This window comes from Paenibacillus aquistagni (assembly GCF_900177815.1).
Taxonomy (GTDB): domain Bacteria; phylum Bacillota; class Bacilli; order Paenibacillales; family Paenibacillaceae; genus Paenibacillus_B; species Paenibacillus_B aquistagni.
The window spans coordinates 40,744-60,796 of the sequence record NZ_FXAZ01000006.1; the positions used below are offsets into that span (position 1 = coordinate 40,744).

Here is a 20,053-nt window from a genome sequence, read left to right on the forward strand (position 1 = left end):
TAGCCAAAGGGGGAGCATCTATGCATCTCAGCACAAAAAGGAAGGATTCCTGTTCCATAGCGGCATTCGAGCGAGCCAAACGTTTAATACCTGGCGGGGTCAATAGTCCTGTTCGCGCATTTTCATCGGTCGATTTAACGCCTGTTTTTGCAGCAAGAGCTCAAGGGGCGCGCGTATTCGATATCGACGGCAACGAATTTATAGATTATATAGGATCGTGGGGGCCTTTGATCCTTGGTCATGCTCATCCTGAAGTGGTGGAGGCGATTAGGGAAGCAGCGTCTCGGGGAACCAGCTTTGGCTTGTCGACGGAGATTGAAATCAAAATGGCTGAATGGATATGCAGGAGTATGCCGTCCATTGAAATGGTGCGTATGGTGAATTCCGGTACGGAAGCTTCGATGAGCGCATTGCGATTGGCAAGAGGGTATACAAAGCGGCAAAAAATCGTAAAGTTTCAAGGCGGGTACCATGGACATGCCGATGCGCTATTGATCAAGTCAGGCTCGGGCGCCGCTACCCTGGGATTGCCGGATAGTCCGGGAGTACCCGATAGTGTTGCTGCCCATACACTTACAGCGCCCTATAATAGCATGGACAGCGTCCGCTTCCTATTTGAACAATATGGAGAACAAATTGCTGCTGTTATCGTCGAGCCTGTTGCGGGCAACATGGGGGTTATCCCGCCAGCTCCCGGATTTCTCCACGGGTTGCGCGAGATTACGAAGCAGTATGGCAGCTTGTTTATTTTTGATGAAGTAATGACGGGATATCGCGTAGGTTTTCATGGGGCGCAAGGGCTGTATGGAATCGATCCGGATCTCACCTGTCTCGGCAAGATTATTGGAGGCGGGTTGCCCGTTGGCGCTTACGGTGGTAAACGTGAGATTATGGAACAGGTTGCTCCTGTTGGGCCCATCTATCAGGCGGGAACATTGTCAGGCAATCCGCTCGCTATGGCGGCAGGATATACAACTTTGCGATTGCTTGAAGAGCCAGGATTGTATGAGGAACTGGACAGAAAAACGACCAGATTGGCAGAAGGTTTTGCACAAAATGCCAAACTGGCAGGCATACCGCTAAAAATAAACAGGGTCGGCTCCATGTTTTCAGCCTTTTTTTCGGAGCAGGAGGTTGTGGACTACGATACAGCTAAAGGTTCAAATATGCAGTTATTTAAAGCATATTATGCAGCCATGCTGGAGCACGGCATTTTAACTGCCCCTACACCTTACGAGGTGAGTTTCGTTTCGGCAGCTCATTCCGACGAAGATATCGAAAGGACGATCAGCGCTCATTATCAAGCACTAAATAAAATCAGCAATAAAGGGTGATGACTTTGGATACTTCTAACATAAGAAAACTTTTCCCTATACTGGGTCAAACCATTAACGGTTATCCACTTGCCTACCTGGATAGCGCAGCATCGGCACAAAAACCGATTCAGGTGATAGAAACCTTAAAACACTATTATGAACACGATAACGCAAACGTCCATCGGGGTGTTCATACGTTAGGCTCGCGTGCAACAGAAGCTTATGAAGAGTCGCGAGCCAAAGTAGCTCGTTTTATCCATGCAGAACGGGTTGAGGAAATTATTTTTACGCGCGGGACAACTTCATCTATTAACCTTGTGGCCAGCAGCTATGCACGAGCGATATGTAAAGAGGGCGATGAGATTGTTGTCTCCGCTATGGAACATCACAGCAATCTTCTTCCTTGGCAGCAAGCAGCAAAGGCGACGGGGGCAGTATTGAAATACATACCGCTGCAAGCCGACGGGACATTTTCGATCGAAGCAGCGGAAAAAACGATCACAGATCGTACGAAAGTCGTATCTGTTTCACATATTTCCAATGTATTGGGTGTTGCCAATCCAGTGAAGCAAATCGCTGCAATCGCCCATAAGCACGGGGCAGTCGTCATGGTAGATGGAGCGCAGAGCATTCCCCATATCAAGGTGGATGTGCAAGAGCTGGATTGTGATTTTTATGCCTTTTCGGGACATAAAATGTGTGGGCCAACCGGCATTGGGGTGATGTATGGAAAAAAAGCTTATCTTGAGCAAATGGAGCCGATCCAATTCGGCGGAGAAATGATCGATTATGTAGGCCTGCATGATGCATCTTGGAAAGAGCTGCCGTGGAAGTTCGAAGGGGGTACCCCAATCATCGCAGGCGCAATTGGCTTAAGCGCGGCCATCGATTTTCTTGAGCAAATCGGATTGGATGTCATAGCGGCGCATGACAAGCAATTGACTAGCTATGCGGTAGAACGAATGAAGCAAATCGAACATTTAACGATGTATGGTCCGGAGGAAGGTCGGTTTGGACTGGTGACGTTTAATTTGGGCACGATCCATCCGCATGATCTGGCTACGGTACTGGATATGTATGGCGTAGCAATTCGTGCCGGGCATCATTGCTGTCAACCATTGATGAGACATTTTGGAGCTAGTGCTACGGCTCGTGCCAGCTTTTATTTATATAATACGGAAGAGGATGTAGAGCAACTTCTTTTTGCACTGAACAAAACGAAAGAATACTTTAGGGAAGTGGAATAGATGAGAATTCATTACTTGCAGCATGTTCCATTCGAATCACCTGAACGAATATCGGATTGGGTTAGGGACAAAGGCTATAAGTTAACGGGCACTTTATTATACGAAAGCACGCATTTCCCACTTCAGTTGGAGTTCGATATGCTCATAATTTTGGGCGGCCCGATGGGGGTGTACGATGAGGAGAAGTTTCCATGGCTTGTTCACGAGAAGGAGTTTATTAAAGAAACGATCCAGCAGCGGAAGATGGTACTCGGCATATGCTTGGGCGCGCAACTGATTGCTGAAGCGCTTGGCGGAGAAGTATACAGAAATCACTATAAGGAAATGGGCTGGCATCCTGTAAAAATGACTGAAGAGTCTCAGAGTTCTGTGTTTTTCAAAGAATTCCCGAAGGAGTATGTTCCTTTTCATTGGCATGGAGATACGTTTGAATTACCTGATGAAGTCAAGACGGCTGCAATAAGTCTTGGTTGCGCTAATCAGGCATTCGAGTATAGTGGTCATGTGATTGGGCTGCAATTTCATCTGGAGAGCAGTAATGACAGCATCAAAAAGCTGATTGAATATTGTAGTGATGAAATCGAACCAGGTAGATATGTCCAACATCCAGATCAAATGATGGATCAGATGTCTCTGCTAGCACATTCAAATACCATTTTGGCACATTTGCTCGATACATTGGAACTGAACTATCGGACTCTTAATAAGGGGAATGAGTTGGTTTATAAAAGCAATGTATCCTATCCTATTATTGGCGACTAAGAGAGTTTCGCCGTTAGTTTGTCGTTTATAAAAGTTTTTGCGATATGCGATTATTGCAACAGAGGGGGGAGAGAAGTCGCGATGACTGAACAGGAATTTGGGTCGGGGCATCTAGCCGTGCAGGAAGATGATTGGAAGACCGGGTATCTTAGTGGCCTGCAAATCCCCAGTATCGGTCTAGCTGCAACTGATGGTTCTACTGTTGATCTTGCTGAAGGCAGCTTAACCGTTGTCTACGCCTATCCGCGTACTAGTCCCGCAATCGGCGGCGCTCTGGAAGGATGGGATACAATCCCTGGCGCACGCGGGTGCACTCCGCAATCCTGCGCATTTCGCGATCATTTCGCTGAATTGAAAGGAGTGGGTGTCGAGCGGTTGTTCGGTCTTTCTACTCAAGCTACGGACTACCAAAAAGAGGTCGCTGAGCGGCTTCATCTGCCTTTTCCTCTGTTGTCAGACAGTTTGCTCGACCTTTCTCGCGCTTTGGAACTCCCACTTTTTGAAGTGGGAGGAATGACGCTCATCAAAAGGCTAACTCTAATCATCGATAATGGAAGGGTCGAGCATGTGTTTTATCCAGTGTTTCTACCAGAGCGAAATGCCTCGGATGTGATGGCGTGGCTTTCATCGCGAAACACTTAAAGTCTGTTACGTTACAGGAAGTAGAATTGCTTAGAAGTTTCTGCTTTTAACAGTTGAAACTAATTGTTCCATAAATACACGACTGGCTGCACATAAGTGTTTATTTTTACGATATACGACACCAATTTGCGTAGTGAGTAACGGATTTTTAAGCGGAATCGTGCAAATATATGAATTGTTAATATAATCCAAATAACCTTTCGGCAAGATAGTAACGCCGACCCCTTTGCTAACCATTGTTACGATCGATTCCATTGTTGTCATTTCTAGCACTGGTTGGGGCGTGAATGCCAGTGATCGGCATTGTTCATTAATTATTTGCCGTAGGAAATAAGTATTCGGCAATAGAACAGAGGGCGTTTCCTTTAAAATATCAAGCGTCACAAACGCTGCTTGGGCGATGGGATGATCTACAGCTACCGCAAGGGCTAGATTTTCCTTATACAGCGGGATGGTTTCAAGATCTTCATGCTCCATTGGCAAGAAAACAATTCCCAGATCAAGCTCATTTTGCAGCAGTCCGTTATAGATATCACCGGTTCGCAGCCCAAGCACAGAAAGCTCTACATTGGGGTAACTGTTATGGAATCCCATCACCGTTGGAGGAAGCAAGTAATTGACAACGGTCAGAAGCGCGCCGATTTTCAATGTACCTCGCTTTAAACCTTGCAGTTCGCTGATTACTGCCCGTGCCTGTGAGAGCTCGTGAAACACATTATATCCATGATGTAGCAACGCTCGACCTGCTTCGGTAAGCATCGTTTTTTTGCCGACGCGATCAAAGAGAGGCATGCCGACCTCGTGCTCCAGCAAACGAATCTGTTGGCTAAGCGAGGGCTGGGTAATACCTAGTTTTTCGGCAGCACGGGTAAAATGCAGTTCTTGACTTAACGTCATGAAGTATTCCAATTGCTTCAGTTCCACTGGACTTTCTCCTTTTGTTGTTGCTTTTATAATGATAGGAATTTCCTATTATTATATGATAAATGATCACAAATTACTAATGGATTCTTGGGTGAAAATGTAAATAAAAAAGGGAGGTTTTACTATGATTCAAGCCGTAATATTTGACGTGGATGGGACTCTACTTAATTCAGACCAAGCGATTATTCTAGCCTTGCAGCAGGTTTTAAGAGAAGAAAAAAACATGGAGTACCCAAGTGAAGAATTGATTCCTGTATTGGGGATGACTAGTGAGAATAGTATGAACCTCTTGGGGGTTCCAGATGTAACACATGCTGCTGCAAAGCTGACGCTTTATGCAAAAAGGAATGCTCATCTGATGACCCTCTATCCGGGGATTGAAGATATGCTTAAAAAGTTGGCCGGAAAAGGTATCCATACGGGTGTTGTTACGTCCAAGACAAGCGAGGAATTCAAATTCGACTTTGTGCCGCATGGTATTAGTGAGTACTTCTCGCACATTATTTGTGCAGATGATACGTCCAAGCATAAGCCTGAGCCTGATCCGTTGATCAAATATGTAGAGCAAAGCAGAATCGACCCGACAACAACGCTTTATGTCGGAGATACCTTATTTGATCAGCAATGCGCGAACGGGGCTCAAATTGACTTCGCCATAGCGATGTGGGGAGCCAAGCAACCAGAACGCACTGTCGCGAAATACAGATTGAATCGACCTGATGATCTACTCCGCATTGTAGGTCTTGAATGATTCATTACAAGAATTGATATAGACATGTAGACTAAAATTCCAGCTTCTTGTTGTTGAAATTTCAGTCTGCAAAACCATTTGTGACTGATTGTGACTGAGAAAAGCTTATTATCATAGGAAAAACTAATCATTATCATCGTGTAATTTGAATTGATCCTATGAAAGAAAGCGACTAAGATTTAATTATGACTCATGGAGGTATAGCCAAGTGGTAAGGCAAGGGTCTGCAAAACCCTGATCTCTGGTTCGAATCCAGATACCTCCTCCAAACATCATTCTCTTCTGGAAAAAATGAGGTGGAACAAAGTGCGGAACAACAGTGGAGTCTCAGGCCAATCGTTAATAGATGTCCACCCTTGGAGAGATTGGATTTCTATTATCAGTACAGGCATTTTGGTTTCTAATAATTTGTAGCTGCGAAAGTAGAGTAATTTATTTTTAACGATCGGTTCTGTGTATTGGTTGCCCGTGACCGTCAGAAGATGACTTGGATTTTTGGGAGTAGAAAGTGTGCGAGAAGGTTTAGGCATTACTGCGTCTTATTGGGATTCTCTCGAAGCTATACAAAAATGGAAACAAAACGAGAGACATCTAATTGTACAACATAAAGGAATGTCAGAATGGTATCTCAAATATAAAACGAGAGTATGCAAGGTGGAACGAGATTACGGATACGATGCAACAACTATGAATTGAATTTTTTGTAATAGTGAAGGAAAATTAGTGAAACTAGCCGCCTTTTTATTCTTAGGCGGTTTTTTTACTGAAAATCAACAGCAAAATTAAACATAGCCAATATTTAAAATAGCAGTAAGTAAGGTGGTGGATCTTATGCTTTTAGATGCGTTACGAGAAGTGTTTGGTGTAGAGGCTACAAGTGCCGAGTTAACAAGAAGCAGGATGAAAAATTGATGTACAAAATAAACCTGTGCTAGTGTAAAGCAAAAAAAAGACGCAAGGGAATATGATTCCTTTGCGTCTTCTGCAGTAATCATTCAAGAGTAGGACTGTGCTTATCCTCGGGCAGCATTTTCACAGGGCAGGGGGACCAGATCCCGCAATATTCAATTTGAAGCACTTGCCTACTCATTTTCCCTTATTAGTCCGTATAAAAAGAGCCTAGTTATTTCTTGGGAAAGCTCATCTGGCGTCTTTAAACCTGCCCATAATTTTGTTAATGTAAGGTGTTCAATAACACCAACAATGGCTGAAGCAACAATGCTTAAATCAATATTAGAATGAAAATATCCATTTTCTACTTCTACAGCAAGATTTTCTTCAATTTGCTTTGCCATCTGTTCTTTTATCTCAATAGCATCCGTTGAGAGAAAAAAACCGATCCTTGCAACCTGTTCATTCTCTTGAAATAGCTGAAAAATCAAGGAAATATTAGTTGCGATTCGTTGCAGCAGCCCTGTTGTCTCAATACCAGAAGTGAGTCTGCTATGCTCAACTTGTGTGTGCAGCTTAGCTTTAAATAAATCAATCAATTCTTGAAAAATGGCTTCTTTGCTTTTGAAATATAGATAAAATGTTGGCTGTGTCACGTTTGCTTCCTTTACGATCGCACTGATTTTCGTATCATGGAATCCATATAAAGCAAATTGTTTTGCTGCGATCTTCAAAAGCAACTCTCTGCTTTTTTCTCCATCCGCTCCGATTTGTCGACCTCTTTTTTTCAGTTCGAACAACTCCAAACTCTATTTGTAATCACATATAGAAATTTAATTGAACATGCACACGAATTAAACAAGTATATCTATCATACCAACGATGTTTTATTCTAATCAAGGCTCAATAAACAATCACGGCAATAGCATCTTTATACCCATCTGCTTTAATTAGAAACTGATGGTTTCCTGGTGTTAGAGAAGCGCCAGAAAGATTGATTTCAATCCTTCCAGCAGTAGATCTGTTCACCCTAGAGGGATGGATGGGAACCGAGTTGCCGTTTAGATAAACTCCGGTAATGTTGTCTCTCCACACAGCATCATCGGTAAATGTAAATTGCACGGTGTCGACATTCGGAGCTGATCCCGTTAAAGTCGGCGCTGTTAACGGTGCAGCCACTTCAATAGTAACCACAGCATCCGCATATCCATCTGCTTTAATTAGAAACTGATGGTTTCCTGGTGTTAGAGATGCACCAGAAAGATTAATTTCAATCACTCCAGCAGTAGATCTGTTCACTCTAGAGGGATGGATGGGAAGCGAGTTGCCATTTAGATAAACCCCAGTAATGTTGTCTCTCCACACAGCATCATCGGAAAATGTAAATCGCACGGTGTCGACATTGGGAGCTGATCCCATTAAAGTCGGCGCTGTTAACGGTGCAGCCACTTCAATAGTACCCACGGTGTCCGCATACCCATCTGCTTTAATTAGAAACTGATGGTTTCCTGGTGTTAGAGATGCACCAGAAAGATTAATTTCAATCACTCCAGCAGTAGATCTGTTCACTCTAGAGGGATGGATGGGAAGCGAGTTGCCGTTTAGATAAACTCCGGTAATGTTGTCTCTCCACACAGCATCATCGGAAAATGTGAATCGCACGGTGTCGACATTCGGAGCTGATCCCGTTAAAGTCGGCGCTGTTAACGGTGCAGCTACTTCAATAGCAACCACGGTGTCCGCATACCCATCTGCTTTAATTAGAAACTGATGGTTTCCTGGTGTTAGAGAAGCGCCAGAAAGATTGATTTCAATCCTTCCAGCAGTAGATCTGTTCACCCTAGAGGGATGGATGGGAACCGAGTTGCCGTTTAGATAAACTCCGGTAATGTTGTCTCTCCACGCAGCATCATCAGAAAATGTAAATCGCACGGTCTCGACATTCGGAGCTGTCCCCGTTAAAGTCGGCGCTGCTACGATTTGGCTAAGTAAATCTTGAGCTATTTCAATGGCTTTCTTTAGAGCTGACTTGTCCGCACCATCCGCCACTAGCTCCACTTTTGCCTTTGCAGCGTCAATTGCGGCTTGGTCTACACCCGCTTTCAATGCTGTTTTTGTGCTGTCCGTGAATAAACCATTTACGGCTTCAGCAGCTGCTTGTAATGCAGCTATCGCTTCTAGTTGAGCGGTTAAGAGTTGTTGTGCTAATTGAAGATCAGCCACTAATGCAGACTTGTCCGCACCATCTGCCACTAGCTCTACTTTTGCCTTTGCAGCGTCAATTGCGGCTTGGTCTACGCCCGCTTTCAATGCTGTTTTTGTGCTGTCCAAAAACAACCAAGCAACAGCATTTTTAGCTGCAATTAAATTAGAATTTTGTCCCGAATCAGGTGACCCGCCAGTAGGAGATTGCAAATCTATATTTGGAACCCCATTGATTCTAATAATTTTATGCTTTATCAATTCGTAGTCGGGAAAAATTAATCTCACATTATGTTTATTTTCTATGCGTAAATCTTCAATTTTAGCATCGTTTCCAAGGGTAATTCTACTATTCATATTTTCGATGAAGAGGGAATCTACTCTTGCATTTAACATCGTATTTAAGGAACCAGCCCCAACCCTGACGATAGGGATGGTTATACTTGTGTCAGCCTCGATACGAGCATCAGCTAAAAGATCTATTTCATTGACTTTGGTTTCACCTGTTAATGTAATGGTAAAGCTCTCTAACGCTACTTTGACAGATTGCAGGATTGAATTATGAAAATGCAATTTAGGATTGTGGCTATTTGTGATATCCAAAGAAACAACTGCGTTATACGTCTCGGCTGTAACTATTTCTCGTGGGTTAGATAGGATCGTCGACCCTTTTACCAGCACATTGTCAAGATAAAAGCTATTTTGAACATCGCTTTCTATAATTAAATCCTTTGTAATAGTAGCGTCTGTAATGGACAAGTTGTCCCCTTTTATGATCACGGCAGCATCAATAACGGCTCCATTACCTGTTAACACTACATTTGGTTTTTCCTTTTCATCATATAATAGCCTATCTGCGTAAAGCGTAACTGATTCAATACGGCTTATTTTATCTCCAATAATATGAGCTGTTATTCGTGAATTCTTTAATATCGGAAGATTACCAGGCGTAATCCAAGTTTGTTGTTCGTCAGTTAATGCAAAGATTGCATTACCCAACTGAACTGAATCTGAAGTAATTGTCGTCACTTCAGACTCGATTATTTGCTCCGTCAGCTGCTGCGGCAATTGTTGGAAACGGTAGATGAATAACGCCATTTCTCCATGATTTACGGCATGATTCGGCGAGTACGTTGTCAGTGAAGTTCCTGTTGTAATCTTATTATGTATCAATGAAGTCAAGTAAGGAGCATACCAACTCGCCTTGGATACATCCTCAAAAGGGTTTATCACTAATTCTTCCACTGGCAACTGATAGGCGACTACGAGAATCTTCGCCATTTCCGCACGTGTAATTGACTGGCCAGGCTTAAATGTTCCATCTGCATACCCTTGAAATATTCCAGCGCTTACGACAGCAGCAATCGACTTATAATACTCCGAGCTTTCATTCACATCTTGGAAACCAGGATCATCTATCTTCTCCAAGTTGAGTTGTAGAGCTCTTGCGAGAATAACCGCTGCTTGTTCACGATTCAATTTTTCTGATGTACGGTAAGTCCCGTCCGAATAGCCCATCATATGTTTCTGTTGTATTAGGCTTGCTATAGCTTCTTCATATTCACTGTCTGGCTCTATGTCCGTAAAAATGGTACTTCTCTCGCTTGCTTCGAGAGGTTGTTGATCGACGATTCCACAGAGTGATAGCAAGCCAATCAATGCGATCATAAACATTAATTTAGTGTTCTCCGGCCTCAATCGTTCTCGAATATTCATTAATTAGATGTCCTCCTTCGGATACTTGATAAGCTAATTTACAACGGTAATAATATTCAATAGTATTATATATATTACTAATGAGTATTATCTTAGAGGAACATGCTGTTGTCAATTGAAATATCTTATGGCGTGTTGAGTTGTACATATCGATGAGTAAGAAAGAAGAGGACGAGTCATGTGGAGTGAAGTTCACTGTTAGTCTGGAATGGAAATGCTCATACATCAATTTATACTAATCTCTTCCACTCCTTTTGGATGTGTTACAATAATAGATAACTAAATTGCAAAGGATGGAATACCCATGCCGGTTTACAATAAACTTGTTCGTGATCTTATTCCTCAGGTGATCAAATCGACTGGTAAGGAATGTCGCACACGTATTTTGGATGAGGAAGAATATAAAAAAGAGCTGGTCATAAAGCTCAAGGAAGAGTCAGAGGAGTACTTCTCAGCTCAAGGTCCAAAAGAATCATTAGAAGAACTTGCGGATATGCTCGAGATCATTCGGGCGTTGGCCACTGTTCATGGTGCAACGTGGGAACAACTTGAAGTTTTGAGACAGAAGAAGGCAGAAACACGAGGTGGATTTCAGGAGCGGGTGTATCTAATTGATGTCGACGACAACGCTTAATGTCAAACTCATTACAGAAAATTTAGCTGACGAGTTAATTAACGGGATGCAGAATGCATCTGGTATCTATATCATGACTTCCTTTATCATGCAGTCGGGGGTGCGCTTATTGGCGCCTCATTTGAAAGGTGCGATAGAGCGAGGAGCTGAAGTTAAGGTTCTTGCCGGCGATTATCTTTTTGTTACGCAGCCGGAAGGCCTGCAGGCATTACTCGATATTGATGCACGGCTGGAAGCACGGCTATGGCGAAGTATGGGAACATCCTTCCATCCTAAAGCCTATCTGTTTGACTATGAAAATGGTGAAGGGCTGCTTATCGTCGGTTCCTCCAACTTCTCCATGTCTGCTATGAGAATGGGAGTGGAATGGAACTTAGCGATGAATGCAAAAGCTGAGCCGTATACCTTTCAAATCGCTTTGGACAAGTTTATGCAGAATTTCTACTACGATTCAACATTATCGTTGAATGAGCATACCATTGCTATCTACGAAGAGGAGTATCGCACTTGTCATCGTAAAAATCCAGAGTTAATCCGCATGATTACAGAGATGGAAGAGGATGAATACCGCACTGAAAATGCAGGGGAATCTGAAGAAGAATCGGTTTCTGTAAGCGAGCAAACGCCTATCCATCCCAGATTTGCCCAAATCGAAGCGCTGGATGCATTAGAGAAAACGTTAGAAGAAGAATATGATAAAGCCATGGTTGTCATGGCCACTGGGCTTGGGAAGACCTATCTTGCTGGTTTTTTTGCGCTGCGGTTTAAACGTGTGCTATTTGTAGCACATCGTGAAGAAATTCTTATTCAGGCGAAACGATCGTTCCAGCGCATCATGTCGGACAAAACCTTTGGTATCTATAATGGGGTCAGGAAAGAGGGAGATGCAGACTGTGTCTTTGCTTCAATATACACACTCGGGATGAAGAAGCACCGTGAATCCTTCCTGCAGGACCAGTTTGATCTTATCGTGGTAGACGAATTCCACCATGCTGCTGCTCCGTCGTATCAATCGGTGATCCAATATTTTAAACCGAAGTTTTTACTTGGCATCACGGCAACACCGGATCGGATGGATGGCAAGGATGTCTATGCCCTTTGTGAAGGTAATGTCGCTTACCAGATTCATTTTATTGAGGCCATCCGACGTGGCTGGTTGTCTCCATTCCAATATTTTGGTGTTTATGATGATACCGATTATTCATCCATTAGGTGGCTTGGAACGCACTATGATGATGAACAGTTGACTGCGGCACAGTTAAAACAAGCACTGGCTGACAAGATCTACGATGCTTGGACTAAGCATAAGCAAACAAAAACAATCGGTTTTTGCTCATCCATTCGCCAGGCAAATTTCTTGGCAGGTTATTTTCAAGACAGGGGAGTATCTGCAGTCAGTCTTCACTCTGGAACAGTAGGAATTACAAGGGAAGAGGCGATTAAAGGTCTTGACAGAGGGAACTTGGAAGTCATATTTTCAGTCGATTTATTTAATGAGGGTGTAGATATTCCAAGTGTAGATACCTTGCTATTTGTTCGACCGACGGAATCATTAACGGTGTTCACGCAGCAGGTTGGCCGGGGGCTGCGATTGTCAGAGCAGAAGTCTCATTGTACGATTATTGACTTAATTGGAAATTACCGTAATGCGGACGTAAAGCTTCGACTATTTGCAAATGATGGAGAAGCCAAGGGATTAGCTAAGAAATCAGCTATTCCATCTGTACCGGACGGATGCGAACTTCATCTGGAGACGGCAGTTATTAATCTGCTCGAAGAATTAAGCCGTAAGAAGCTGCCCCATCGCGAGCGTTTGCACCGTTCTTTCCTTGATCTTAAGAATGAGCTCGGGCGAATCCCAACTTATCTAGAGCTTCACCTTTATGGCCGATCCAACAGCTGGGAATATCGGAATGAATTCGGCTCTTACGTTGGTTTTCTTCATTGGGCCGAATGCTTAACGCAGGAAGAAGAGGAAGTATATTATAAGAACGAAGCTTGGGTCCGTGATGTTGAAAAGACGGTCATGACAAAGAGCTATAAAATGGTTGTTCTCCTTTATATGCTAGAACGTGGGCCGGAACATTGGGTGGAGTCTGTTACCCCTAAAGAGATAGCACCGTTCTTTCACAGTTACCTTATGGGAAAGGAATACCGCAGACGAATCGATTTCTCAGACAAGGACTCGAAACGTCTTTGGGAATATAATGAGACCGGGGTTAGCCAGCTTATTGAACGTATGCCAATGACGAAGTGGGGTTCGGCAAAAGGGAGTATGACCCGTTTTGAGGATGGGGTGTTTAGTCTGAGGTTTAACCCCGCCCCCGAGCACCGTTCTATCCTGTACCGCTGGACTAAAGAAATTTGCCTTTATAGGCTGCATTATCATTTTGAACGTAAAGAGCAAAAGGAAGGACCTCTTCAGTAATGGTCAAGACCCAATTTAGTGGACAATTAAGAAACACCCCTGCCAACATCAAGCTGATTTCGGTATTGTACCGGAGTTAGCTTGTTTAATTTTCTTTGTGGACGGTAGTTGTAATAAAAATAGATATAGTCCTCAATTCTCATTTGTGCTTCTTCGACGGTTCGAATATGATAAGGATAGAGTCCTTCCACCTTCAAGTGTGAGAAGAAACTCTCCATTGAGGCATTGTCATAACAATTGCCTCGTCGTGACATGCTGATTTGGGCTCCAACCTTTGGCAGCATTGTAGGACGTGTACGGGGTTCCCTGATCGCTGTGAACGATCAGTCCGGTTACGTACTTTTCCTTTTCAAGAGCGTCTCTAGTACAAGTTCAGTGTTGTTGCGATCACTCATATGATAAGCAACAATTTCGTTCTGATATAAATCTTTATTGGCAGATAGGTATAACCATGTATCTCCGACTCGATATTGAGTGATGTCTGGCACCCATTTTTGGTTGAGTGCGCCTGCATGAAACTGGCGATTCAAGATGTTTCTTACGGCCCGATTACCGTTGTTCCATGTACGGTTGTAGCGATACTCCCTGCGAGTTCTATAGCGGAGTCCCATCTCTTGCATTAATCGCAGAACCTTCTTGTGGTTCATCCAAACGCCGTTGTAACGCTCAAAGGTATTTCGTACGAGCTGCATATCTGTTTGATCCTTCTCTTTGTTCATCCGCTTTACATAGTCGTAGTATCCGCTTCGAGAGACCCCAATCTCGTTACAGAGCTCTGTAACGCTAAATCTTTCTCGGAGGTCGTGGCCGAGCCTATGCTTCTCTGGTACACCTCCGCCTTCGTAATGGCAAACCACTTTTTTAAGACAGCATTCTCCATCTCTAAACGTTTGATATAGCGATTTTCATCAATGTACCGCTCTCTTTTCCCTCGATGATCCATAAGTCCAAAATCGCCCATCTGATTGTACCTACGCATCCAAACCTTTAGCCGTCCAATATCTGCTATCCCTAATTCTTCAGCCACTTTCTTTTTGGTCATCCCTTCAAGCCGCATTTCAATTGCTCTCTTCTTCGTCTCAAAGCTGTATGAAACGAAAGTTTGTCCCTTCTTCGCCATAAGGCTTATTATGTTTTTGAAAATGGCATTGACATACCGGGTATGTCTCTATACAATTAAAATTGTAAGACATACTGAGTATGGCGGTGATGAAAATGATTGGACTACAGTTCATAGCCGATACGTTTCAGATGGAGTATAAAAGCGTAGCGGAAAAAATCGGTGTTTCTAAACAGACCTTTCAAGATTGGATCAAGGGAAGGCGAAAAATCCCTTTACAAAGACTCCAACAGCTTTCTGATTTGTTCGGAGTGAATGAAGTGGAGTTATTCCAGAAAGAACTAACTGAATCAGAAAAACTTGAGATTCAATTGTTTTATTTTCAAAAGACTGACAGTGTAGAGGACGTGGATGTGCCTCAAATCGGTGAGGACGGTAAGGAGTACTTTATTAAGCATACGATCTCTCAAAACCAAAACGTGATCGATTATCTTTATGTACGAAGCAAAGAAGTTAAACTTCTTGAAAATGTTGAACATTTAATTACTGGACTTGACCCAGTGAACGAAGCCAATAAGGAAACCTTGAGTAGTGTTCTACAGGTCTTAAATAGTTCTACAAAAGACAAGAAAACGCTTGAGATGGTTCTCTTTTATCTCACTGAATATCAAAAGGAAGATTATTGGGGTGGAATGCTGTCTCAATACAGCCAATATGCTGACAAGGGATTCTTTGAGAAATTTAAGAACTTGTTAAATGAATTTGGATTATCAAATTAAGGGGGTGAGGAATATGCCGTACTTTTTCCAAGTCATATAACATCCCAGAAGATCAAAATAAGAGCGGTGGATTACTGAAATAGAAACCTTATCAAAAGACATATTTGGAGTAAGCATTAAAAAGGGGAACAGTTAATGAAAGAACTAAGTATTTTCGAATTTATCAATCAATGTGTAACTAATAGTTCTGCTCTAATATGTGGGAACGGATTTAGCATGAATTTTGATGACGATTTTGGGAATATATATGATAGACTGTATGCTTCTCATAAAGAACTAGTACATAACTCAGAATACGAGGTTAAATCCAACAAGAAGTTCACTAAAAAGTGCTTGGATAATTACAAAGGAGTTATTCAGCATCTGAGAAATATATCGGAAAGTAATTTACACAAAGTATTTGCGGATGGGTTAATATTTGCGGAATCTATCAAAAATAACAAGCAATTAATTGATGATTTACGAAAAAAGGGATACATTACTGAACTTGTTTTTGGCATATCACAAATTGATATCGTAAATCAAATGTGTGATGTAGGGATGAAAAAAGGTATAAGGTATGTGAACATAGAATTTTGGACTATCCTAATATACTTTTATTTCGCAATAAAGAAGTTAAGCCCACAATACTATTCGTTCCCTTCAAACAACCTATTTTTAACCGTCGTGAATACAGGAGACAGAAGTAAAATTCTGTTAATATCGGATGAAGATGATATATATCAGAGCATTTTATTCAATGGATTTTCTACATATTATCGATTACTTTTTTCAATAGCTATTTTCTCAAAAGGTAAAGCATTAGAGCTAAATAAGTTAGAGAATATCGCAAATCTTGATATAGAAAAAATAAAAGACTTTCTAATGATGTTTGGATCGTTAATCTCACTAAATTATGATAAAATCATGGAAAATATAGCTGGTACATCTGTTGAGCACTTCCATGGTCAGTTTATTAGAAATAAGGAGTATGTTTACTACCAAAGTTTGGGGCTTAATTATGATAAAGGGTATATAAGTTTCTCAGATCTCATGCTCGGCGACTATTTCACGTTTAAGACACTCCTACCTGTAATCAACAATTTGTCCAGAGGTGGTATTAACAAAGATTCGTTAAGATTCTCTGATAAAATGGATAACCTAATAAAAAATAACTCAATTAATAATGTTGTTATTTTTGGCATGAATATTGAGAATGATCAGCACGTTTTAAGAAATTTAATGTTAGGTTTCTATAATGCTCGTCAACAAGCCCCTCATATTATCTATTGTTATTTCACTAATGAAGAGAAGGAGAGTTTCAAACAACAATTCGATGCTGTGATTACTTTTAGTAAGGAAGTAAGTGAATATGCTTGCAATATTGACGTTAGTTTTATCAAAACACAAGATTTATTAAAAGAGTATTTTTATAAGAGTTAAGGCTATTTGGGTCTGAAGGTAGCTCAGTTAAATTGCTTGATGGATAGTATGGATAGAGGTCTGAAATGTACACTTCTTTGCTTATTTCAGACAAAGAAATTGCAGGATATTTGTACATTATATTAAACCTCTATAATGGGCACTTGCAGGATAGTTATCTAGAATATAACAGCAAGTAAAAATAAAAAGCACCCGAGTTCAGGTGCTTTTTATTTTTACTTGCCTACGAATGGTTTAATTGTATAGCTTTCATTATTTCAAGAGCAATTGCTTTAGCTAATAGTGGTGGGACAGCATTTCCAACTTGGGTATATTGAGGAACCTCAACTTTCCTTCTTGGACCACCAGTGGTTCGTTTCCCTAGAAAGATAAAGCTATCATCAAATGACTGAATTCTAGCCATCTCCCTGACAGTTGGAATTCGATCTTCAAAAGGAGATAAAAAGTCATCTGGTAAAGTGACCATTGTTGGTGCAACACTATATCTATTAAGTCTGAATCGGTTACTCTTTTTTGTTAATAATGTCTCTAATAATTCGTTATTAATATTTCCAGCTTCAAATATTGCTATAATCTCATCAACTGAATAATTAGGAAACTTATTAGCGCATTGTTTCAATAAGGTTGGGTACTGTATAAGATCTAAACCTTCATTTTTTATTCTTCTTATTAATGCTGCTGATGACTCCCCTTCACGATAAAGAGAAAATCTTTCTGTTATTAAAGAATTATGCCGAGCTAGGTCGTGATTATAAATTTCACCATCGTAATCAACTTGGTAGCCATTGAATGTCCGTGTACGTCCTGTTCGAGACTCTATTTGATATGTTGAAGATGACTCCAATGTATGACTATTTTTTTTAGTAACAATTAGATCACCGATAGCATCCAAAACAGTAATTTTATCTGCTTCATTGGGTGTAATAGGTGTGGGGTAGTCTGGTGGTGTTACTGTTCTTAGATAACCAATGAAAATCACTCTGCGTCTTCTCTGTGGCACCCCAAAATCTGATGCATCTAATACTTGAGGAATGAGAGTATCGTAACCGATTTCTGCTAACTCATTTTGTAGGATAAAAGGTACTAAACTATTATCAGGATATTTTCTGCCTGTTAATCCAATAAATCCATCAAGATGTGTATCATTAAAACCTTCAACATTTTCCATCACGACGTAATTAGGTCTTAAGTCATTTATAATCCTCAGGTATTCTTTAAAGAGTGTATTTCGTGGATCATCCTTTTTTCTCAAACCGGCGCGACTAAAGCCTTGGCAGGGTGGACCACCAAAAATAACATCTATTCTTGGAAATGGCCTATCTTTAAAGATTTCAAGATTCTGAATTGATTGAATAATTTCGTGTGAAGAAAGTTCGCGAATATCCGCTCTTTTAAAATAAGTATTCACACCTTGGATAAGACCAAGTTGATCATGTCTATTTCTGTATGTCTTTTCAACATCTTCATTAATATCACTCGAAAATAGAATATGAAATCCAGCTTGTAATATCCCCTCACTCATACCTCCAGCACCACAAAATAGATCAATAGCAAATGGTTTCATATAACACACCTCTTCGTTTAAATCCAATTTATCTTTATTATGCATGAAAGTAATAGGAAAGTCCAGGTTTTTACGAATGTATGTTCTATTATAAAGCAAAAATGTATTATTTACCAGAGATTAAGCAGTAAACAAAGGCAACTAAACAATATCGTAAATAGAAAGTATAGATGTTAAAATAGGAATTATACAACAGGGAAAATCAGGTGATAACAATGAATCCATACTTTCTACCTAAACATAATGAACAGATGATGATTCAATTGATTCAAAAGTACTGTAGGAATGAATTTGCCTTAATTAGAATGACAGAGACGATGCTTAAAAAGAGCACAATTGATGCTTCAGGTCCATTAAGAAATATATTAAGGGAAAGTCAAATTGTTGACTATAATAATGTTCTTCAAGGACCTGACAATAAAATTTTGAAGAATTCTCACGTTTTATTAAATTCAGACATTCTTACTATGAAGACTAGTTATTACAGACCAATGACTAAGAAGGGTGACCCTAGAATTTGGTTGTATGACTTTAAACGATACATAGATCCAGATACGCTTATATATTTTACTGTAGTTGAAGATACTCTAGTTGTTATTCCTCTTATTGCTACAGATTTACTTGATAATTTGTTATCACAATATTTTGTGAAGAATAATGATATTTTTATTTTAGAAGAATTAAAACAGAGGCTTTCAATTATATCTAACCAATGGATAAAAAGTGTTTCTCCATATAAACGTAGTCCTAAAGATGTTGGGGAAACTCTAGAAAGATGTCTCGGTATAAGTCCTAATAGTATTGCTGAAGCTGATTTTAAAGGAGCAATTGAGTTAAAATGTAAAAGGGCCGGTTTGCGGAATTTAGACACTCTATTTAGTATGGTTCCAAACTGGGAAATCAGTGTTTATAAAAGTTCTACAGATATTATGTTGAAATATGGATATCCTAGTAAAAAACACAGTGGCTTTTTTGATTTATATGTTACAGTTGGCAATGTACCAAATAACCAAGGACTTTTTCTGAGAGCAGATGATGATGATCAAATAATTTATCAGAAAAGTGAAATTGATGGAAGACTAGAAGAAGTCTGTTCGTGGGAATACTCTGCAGTTAAAGAAAAACTTCAAAAAAAGCATCCAAAAACAGCTTGGTTAGTTGCTGAAGAAAAAATAATAGGTGGGGAGATCCATTTCAATTATAATCAAATCCAACTAACTCAACGTCCAATATTTTCCCAGTTTACAACGCTAATAAACCAAGGGATTGTTACTTATGATTGGCGAGGAAGGGTTCGTAAAGACAGGACAGGTTATAAAGATAAAGGACATTGTTACAGAATTGCACCAAGAAATAGGAGTTTATTGTTTGGTGAAACTAGTGATCTATTGTTTGAGAATAACTAGAATAATTTGTAAGAATTCGAGCGCTACAATGTAGTGAATTATTTACAAGAAGAATTGATGAATAACTTTATTATTTTCTGTTTATTGAATTTTTAATGTGATACATATCTAGTAGCGTGATTTCAACTTTAAATCAAGAAACAACTTGCTTGAACCGAGGGGCTTAGGATTTCTTAAACGATATGTCCCCAGAACAAATTTTTCTAATATAACAAAGGCACTCAACCTGCAATTTTTCTCTTCGCTAGTCATTAAAAATTGATTTTAATCCGAACAGTTCAGGGGGGGGCATTTCAATATTTTATTCAT

17 protein-coding genes and 1 tRNA gene are annotated in these 20,053 nt (G+C 40.6%); 11 read left to right on the top strand and 7 right to left on the bottom strand.

Going from position 1 to position 20,053, the window contains the following annotated elements; translation table 11 throughout:
• Nucleotides 1–20: 20 nt before the first annotated feature.
• The 4 genes from hemL (at nucleotide 21) to B9Y93_RS18700 (ending at nucleotide 3,967) form a co-directional block, all read left to right on the top strand.
• On the top strand, nucleotides 21–1,334 hold the full coding sequence (gene hemL / locus B9Y93_RS18685) for a glutamate-1-semialdehyde 2,1-aminomutase (protein WP_085497409.1): 1,314 nt from the start codon (nucleotides 21–23) through the stop codon (nucleotides 1,332–1,334).
• Nucleotides 1,335–1,339: 5 nt separating this feature from the next.
• Nucleotides 1,340–2,563: a cysteine desulfurase gene (locus B9Y93_RS18690; RefSeq protein ID WP_085496948.1), complete on the top strand. Its 1,224-nt coding sequence runs from the start codon at nucleotides 1,340–1,342 to the stop codon at nucleotides 2,561–2,563.
• Nucleotides 2,564–2,578: 15 nt separating this feature from the next.
• Complete coding sequence (locus tag B9Y93_RS18695) at nucleotides 2,579–3,325, top strand: type 1 glutamine amidotransferase (RefSeq protein ID WP_244903477.1); 747 nt, start codon at nucleotides 2,579–2,581, stop codon at nucleotides 3,323–3,325.
• Nucleotides 3,326–3,406: 81 nt separating this feature from the next.
• Complete coding sequence (locus B9Y93_RS18700) at nucleotides 3,407–3,967, top strand: peroxiredoxin (RefSeq protein ID WP_085496952.1); 561 nt, start codon at nucleotides 3,407–3,409, stop codon at nucleotides 3,965–3,967.
• 30 nt (nucleotides 3,968–3,997) lie between these two features.
• Here the strand turns inward: B9Y93_RS18700 and B9Y93_RS18705 are convergent, their stop codons facing one another.
• Nucleotides 3,998–4,891 (bottom strand): LysR family transcriptional regulator, encoded by an 894-nt coding sequence (locus B9Y93_RS18705; protein ID WP_085496954.1) that lies wholly within the window; start codon nucleotides 4,889–4,891, stop codon nucleotides 3,998–4,000.
• Between the two features lie 124 nt (nucleotides 4,892–5,015).
• Between B9Y93_RS18705 and B9Y93_RS18710 the strand changes: the two genes are divergently transcribed.
• Both B9Y93_RS18710 and B9Y93_RS18715 read left to right on the top strand, forming a co-directional pair.
• Nucleotides 5,016–5,642, top strand: a complete 627-nt coding sequence (locus tag B9Y93_RS18710; protein ID WP_085496957.1) for an HAD family hydrolase — start codon at nucleotides 5,016–5,018, stop codon at nucleotides 5,640–5,642.
• Nucleotides 5,643–5,836: 194 nt separating this feature from the next.
• Nucleotides 5,837–5,910 (top strand) — tRNA-Cys (locus B9Y93_RS18715).
• 814 nt (nucleotides 5,911–6,724) lie between these two features.
• On the opposite strand, the gene B9Y93_RS18725 is transcribed toward B9Y93_RS18715, so the two are convergent.
• A complete protein-coding gene (locus tag B9Y93_RS18725) occupies nucleotides 6,725–7,333 on the bottom strand; it encodes a TetR/AcrR family transcriptional regulator (RefSeq protein WP_244903478.1) in 609 nt (202 codons plus the stop codon).
• 103 nt (nucleotides 7,334–7,436) lie between these two features.
• Complete coding sequence (locus B9Y93_RS18730) at nucleotides 7,437–10,451, bottom strand: hemoblobin-interacting domain-containing protein (RefSeq protein ID WP_085496961.1); 3,015 nt, start codon at nucleotides 10,449–10,451, stop codon at nucleotides 7,437–7,439.
• A 304-nt stretch (nucleotides 10,452–10,755) separates the two neighbouring features.
• On the opposite strand from B9Y93_RS18730, the gene B9Y93_RS18735 reads away from it, so the two are divergent.
• Nucleotides 10,756–11,085: a nucleoside triphosphate pyrophosphohydrolase gene (locus B9Y93_RS18735; RefSeq protein ID WP_085496963.1), complete on the top strand. Its 330-nt coding sequence runs from the start codon at nucleotides 10,756–10,758 to the stop codon at nucleotides 11,083–11,085.
• On the top strand, nucleotides 11,066–13,513 hold the full coding sequence (locus tag B9Y93_RS18740; protein ID WP_085496965.1) for a DEAD/DEAH box helicase family protein: 2,448 nt from the start codon (nucleotides 11,066–11,068) through the stop codon (nucleotides 13,511–13,513). Before B9Y93_RS18735 ends, B9Y93_RS18740 begins: the two co-directional genes overlap by 20 nt.
• Before the next feature lie 26 nt (nucleotides 13,514–13,539).
• On the opposite strand, the gene B9Y93_RS25265 is transcribed toward B9Y93_RS18740, so the two are convergent.
• Genes B9Y93_RS25265 through B9Y93_RS24275 form a run of 3 tightly spaced genes read right to left on the bottom strand, consistent with a single transcriptional unit; the run spans nucleotide 13,540 to nucleotide 14,570 of the window.
• Nucleotides 13,540–13,797, bottom strand: coding sequence for an IS3 family transposase (locus B9Y93_RS25265; RefSeq protein ID WP_097676279.1), 258 nt, complete (start codon nucleotides 13,795–13,797; stop codon nucleotides 13,540–13,542).
• A 48-nt stretch (nucleotides 13,798–13,845) separates the two neighbouring features.
• Complete coding sequence (locus B9Y93_RS24270) at nucleotides 13,846–14,205, bottom strand: IS3 family transposase (RefSeq protein ID WP_097676281.1); 360 nt, start codon at nucleotides 14,203–14,205, stop codon at nucleotides 13,846–13,848.
• A gap of 32 nt (nucleotides 14,206–14,237) precedes the next feature.
• The gene (locus tag B9Y93_RS24275; RefSeq protein ID WP_244903479.1) at nucleotides 14,238–14,570 is read right to left on the bottom strand and encodes a helix-turn-helix domain-containing protein; all 333 of its coding nucleotides are present in this window, start codon (nucleotides 14,568–14,570) and stop codon (nucleotides 14,238–14,240) included.
• A 143-nt stretch (nucleotides 14,571–14,713) separates the two neighbouring features.
• Here B9Y93_RS24275 and B9Y93_RS18755 point away from each other — a divergent pair, with 143 nt between their 5' ends.
• The gene (locus B9Y93_RS18755) at nucleotides 14,714–15,352 is read left to right on the top strand and encodes a helix-turn-helix domain-containing protein (RefSeq protein WP_085496968.1); all 639 of its coding nucleotides are present in this window, start codon (nucleotides 14,714–14,716) and stop codon (nucleotides 15,350–15,352) included.
• Nucleotides 15,353–15,487: 135 nt separating this feature from the next.
• Nucleotides 15,488–16,774 (top strand): hypothetical protein, encoded by a 1,287-nt coding sequence (locus B9Y93_RS18760; protein WP_085496971.1) that lies wholly within the window; start codon nucleotides 15,488–15,490, stop codon nucleotides 16,772–16,774.
• A gap of 223 nt (nucleotides 16,775–16,997) precedes the next feature.
• Here B9Y93_RS18760 and B9Y93_RS18765 read toward each other — a convergent pair whose 3' ends face one another.
• Nucleotides 16,998–18,338, bottom strand: coding sequence for a DNA cytosine methyltransferase (locus B9Y93_RS18765; RefSeq protein WP_085496972.1), 1,341 nt, complete (start codon nucleotides 18,336–18,338; stop codon nucleotides 16,998–17,000).
• 215 nt (nucleotides 18,339–18,553) lie between these two features.
• Here B9Y93_RS18765 and B9Y93_RS18770 point away from each other — a divergent pair, with 215 nt between their 5' ends.
• On the top strand, nucleotides 18,554–19,744 hold the full coding sequence (locus tag B9Y93_RS18770) for an MvaI/BcnI family restriction endonuclease (RefSeq protein WP_085496974.1): 1,191 nt from the start codon (nucleotides 18,554–18,556) through the stop codon (nucleotides 19,742–19,744).
• Nucleotides 19,745–20,053 lie beyond the last annotated feature (309 nt).

What these genes read in the sequence shown, in the direction of transcription:
- hemL (WP_085497409.1), top strand. Translation starts at nt 21, where the DNA reads ATGCATCTCAGCACAAAAAGGAAGGATTCCTGTTCCATAGCGGCATTC.
- B9Y93_RS18700 (WP_085496952.1), top strand. Translation starts at nt 3,407, where the DNA reads ATGACTGAACAGGAATTTGGGTCGGGGCATCTAGCCGTGCAGGAAGAT.
- B9Y93_RS18710 (WP_085496957.1), top strand. Translation starts at nt 5,016, where the DNA reads ATGATTCAAGCCGTAATATTTGACGTGGATGGGACTCTACTTAATTCA.
- B9Y93_RS18730 (WP_085496961.1), bottom strand. Translation starts at nt 10,451, where the DNA reads ATGAATATTCGAGAACGATTGAGGCCGGAGAACACTAAATTAATGTTT.
- B9Y93_RS18735 (WP_085496963.1), top strand. Translation starts at nt 10,756, where the DNA reads ATGCCGGTTTACAATAAACTTGTTCGTGATCTTATTCCTCAGGTGATC.
- B9Y93_RS18740 (WP_085496965.1), top strand. Translation starts at nt 11,066, where the DNA reads ATGTCGACGACAACGCTTAATGTCAAACTCATTACAGAAAATTTAGCT.
- B9Y93_RS25265 (WP_097676279.1), bottom strand. Translation starts at nt 13,797, where the DNA reads ATGCTGCCAAAGGTTGGAGCCCAAATCAGCATGTCACGACGAGGCAAT.
- B9Y93_RS24270 (WP_097676281.1), bottom strand. Translation starts at nt 14,205, where the DNA reads ATGCAGCTCGTACGAAATACCTTTGAGCGTTACAACGGCGTTTGGATG.
- B9Y93_RS24275 (WP_244903479.1), bottom strand. Translation starts at nt 14,570, where the DNA reads ATGCGGCTTGAAGGGATGACCAAAAAGAAAGTGGCTGAAGAATTAGGG.
- B9Y93_RS18755 (WP_085496968.1), top strand. Translation starts at nt 14,714, where the DNA reads ATGGCGGTGATGAAAATGATTGGACTACAGTTCATAGCCGATACGTTT.
- B9Y93_RS18760 (WP_085496971.1), top strand. Translation starts at nt 15,488, where the DNA reads ATGAAAGAACTAAGTATTTTCGAATTTATCAATCAATGTGTAACTAAT.
- B9Y93_RS18765 (WP_085496972.1), bottom strand. Translation starts at nt 18,338, where the DNA reads ATGAAACCATTTGCTATTGATCTATTTTGTGGTGCTGGAGGTATGAGT.
- B9Y93_RS18770 (WP_085496974.1), top strand. Translation starts at nt 18,554, where the DNA reads ATGAATCCATACTTTCTACCTAAACATAATGAACAGATGATGATTCAA.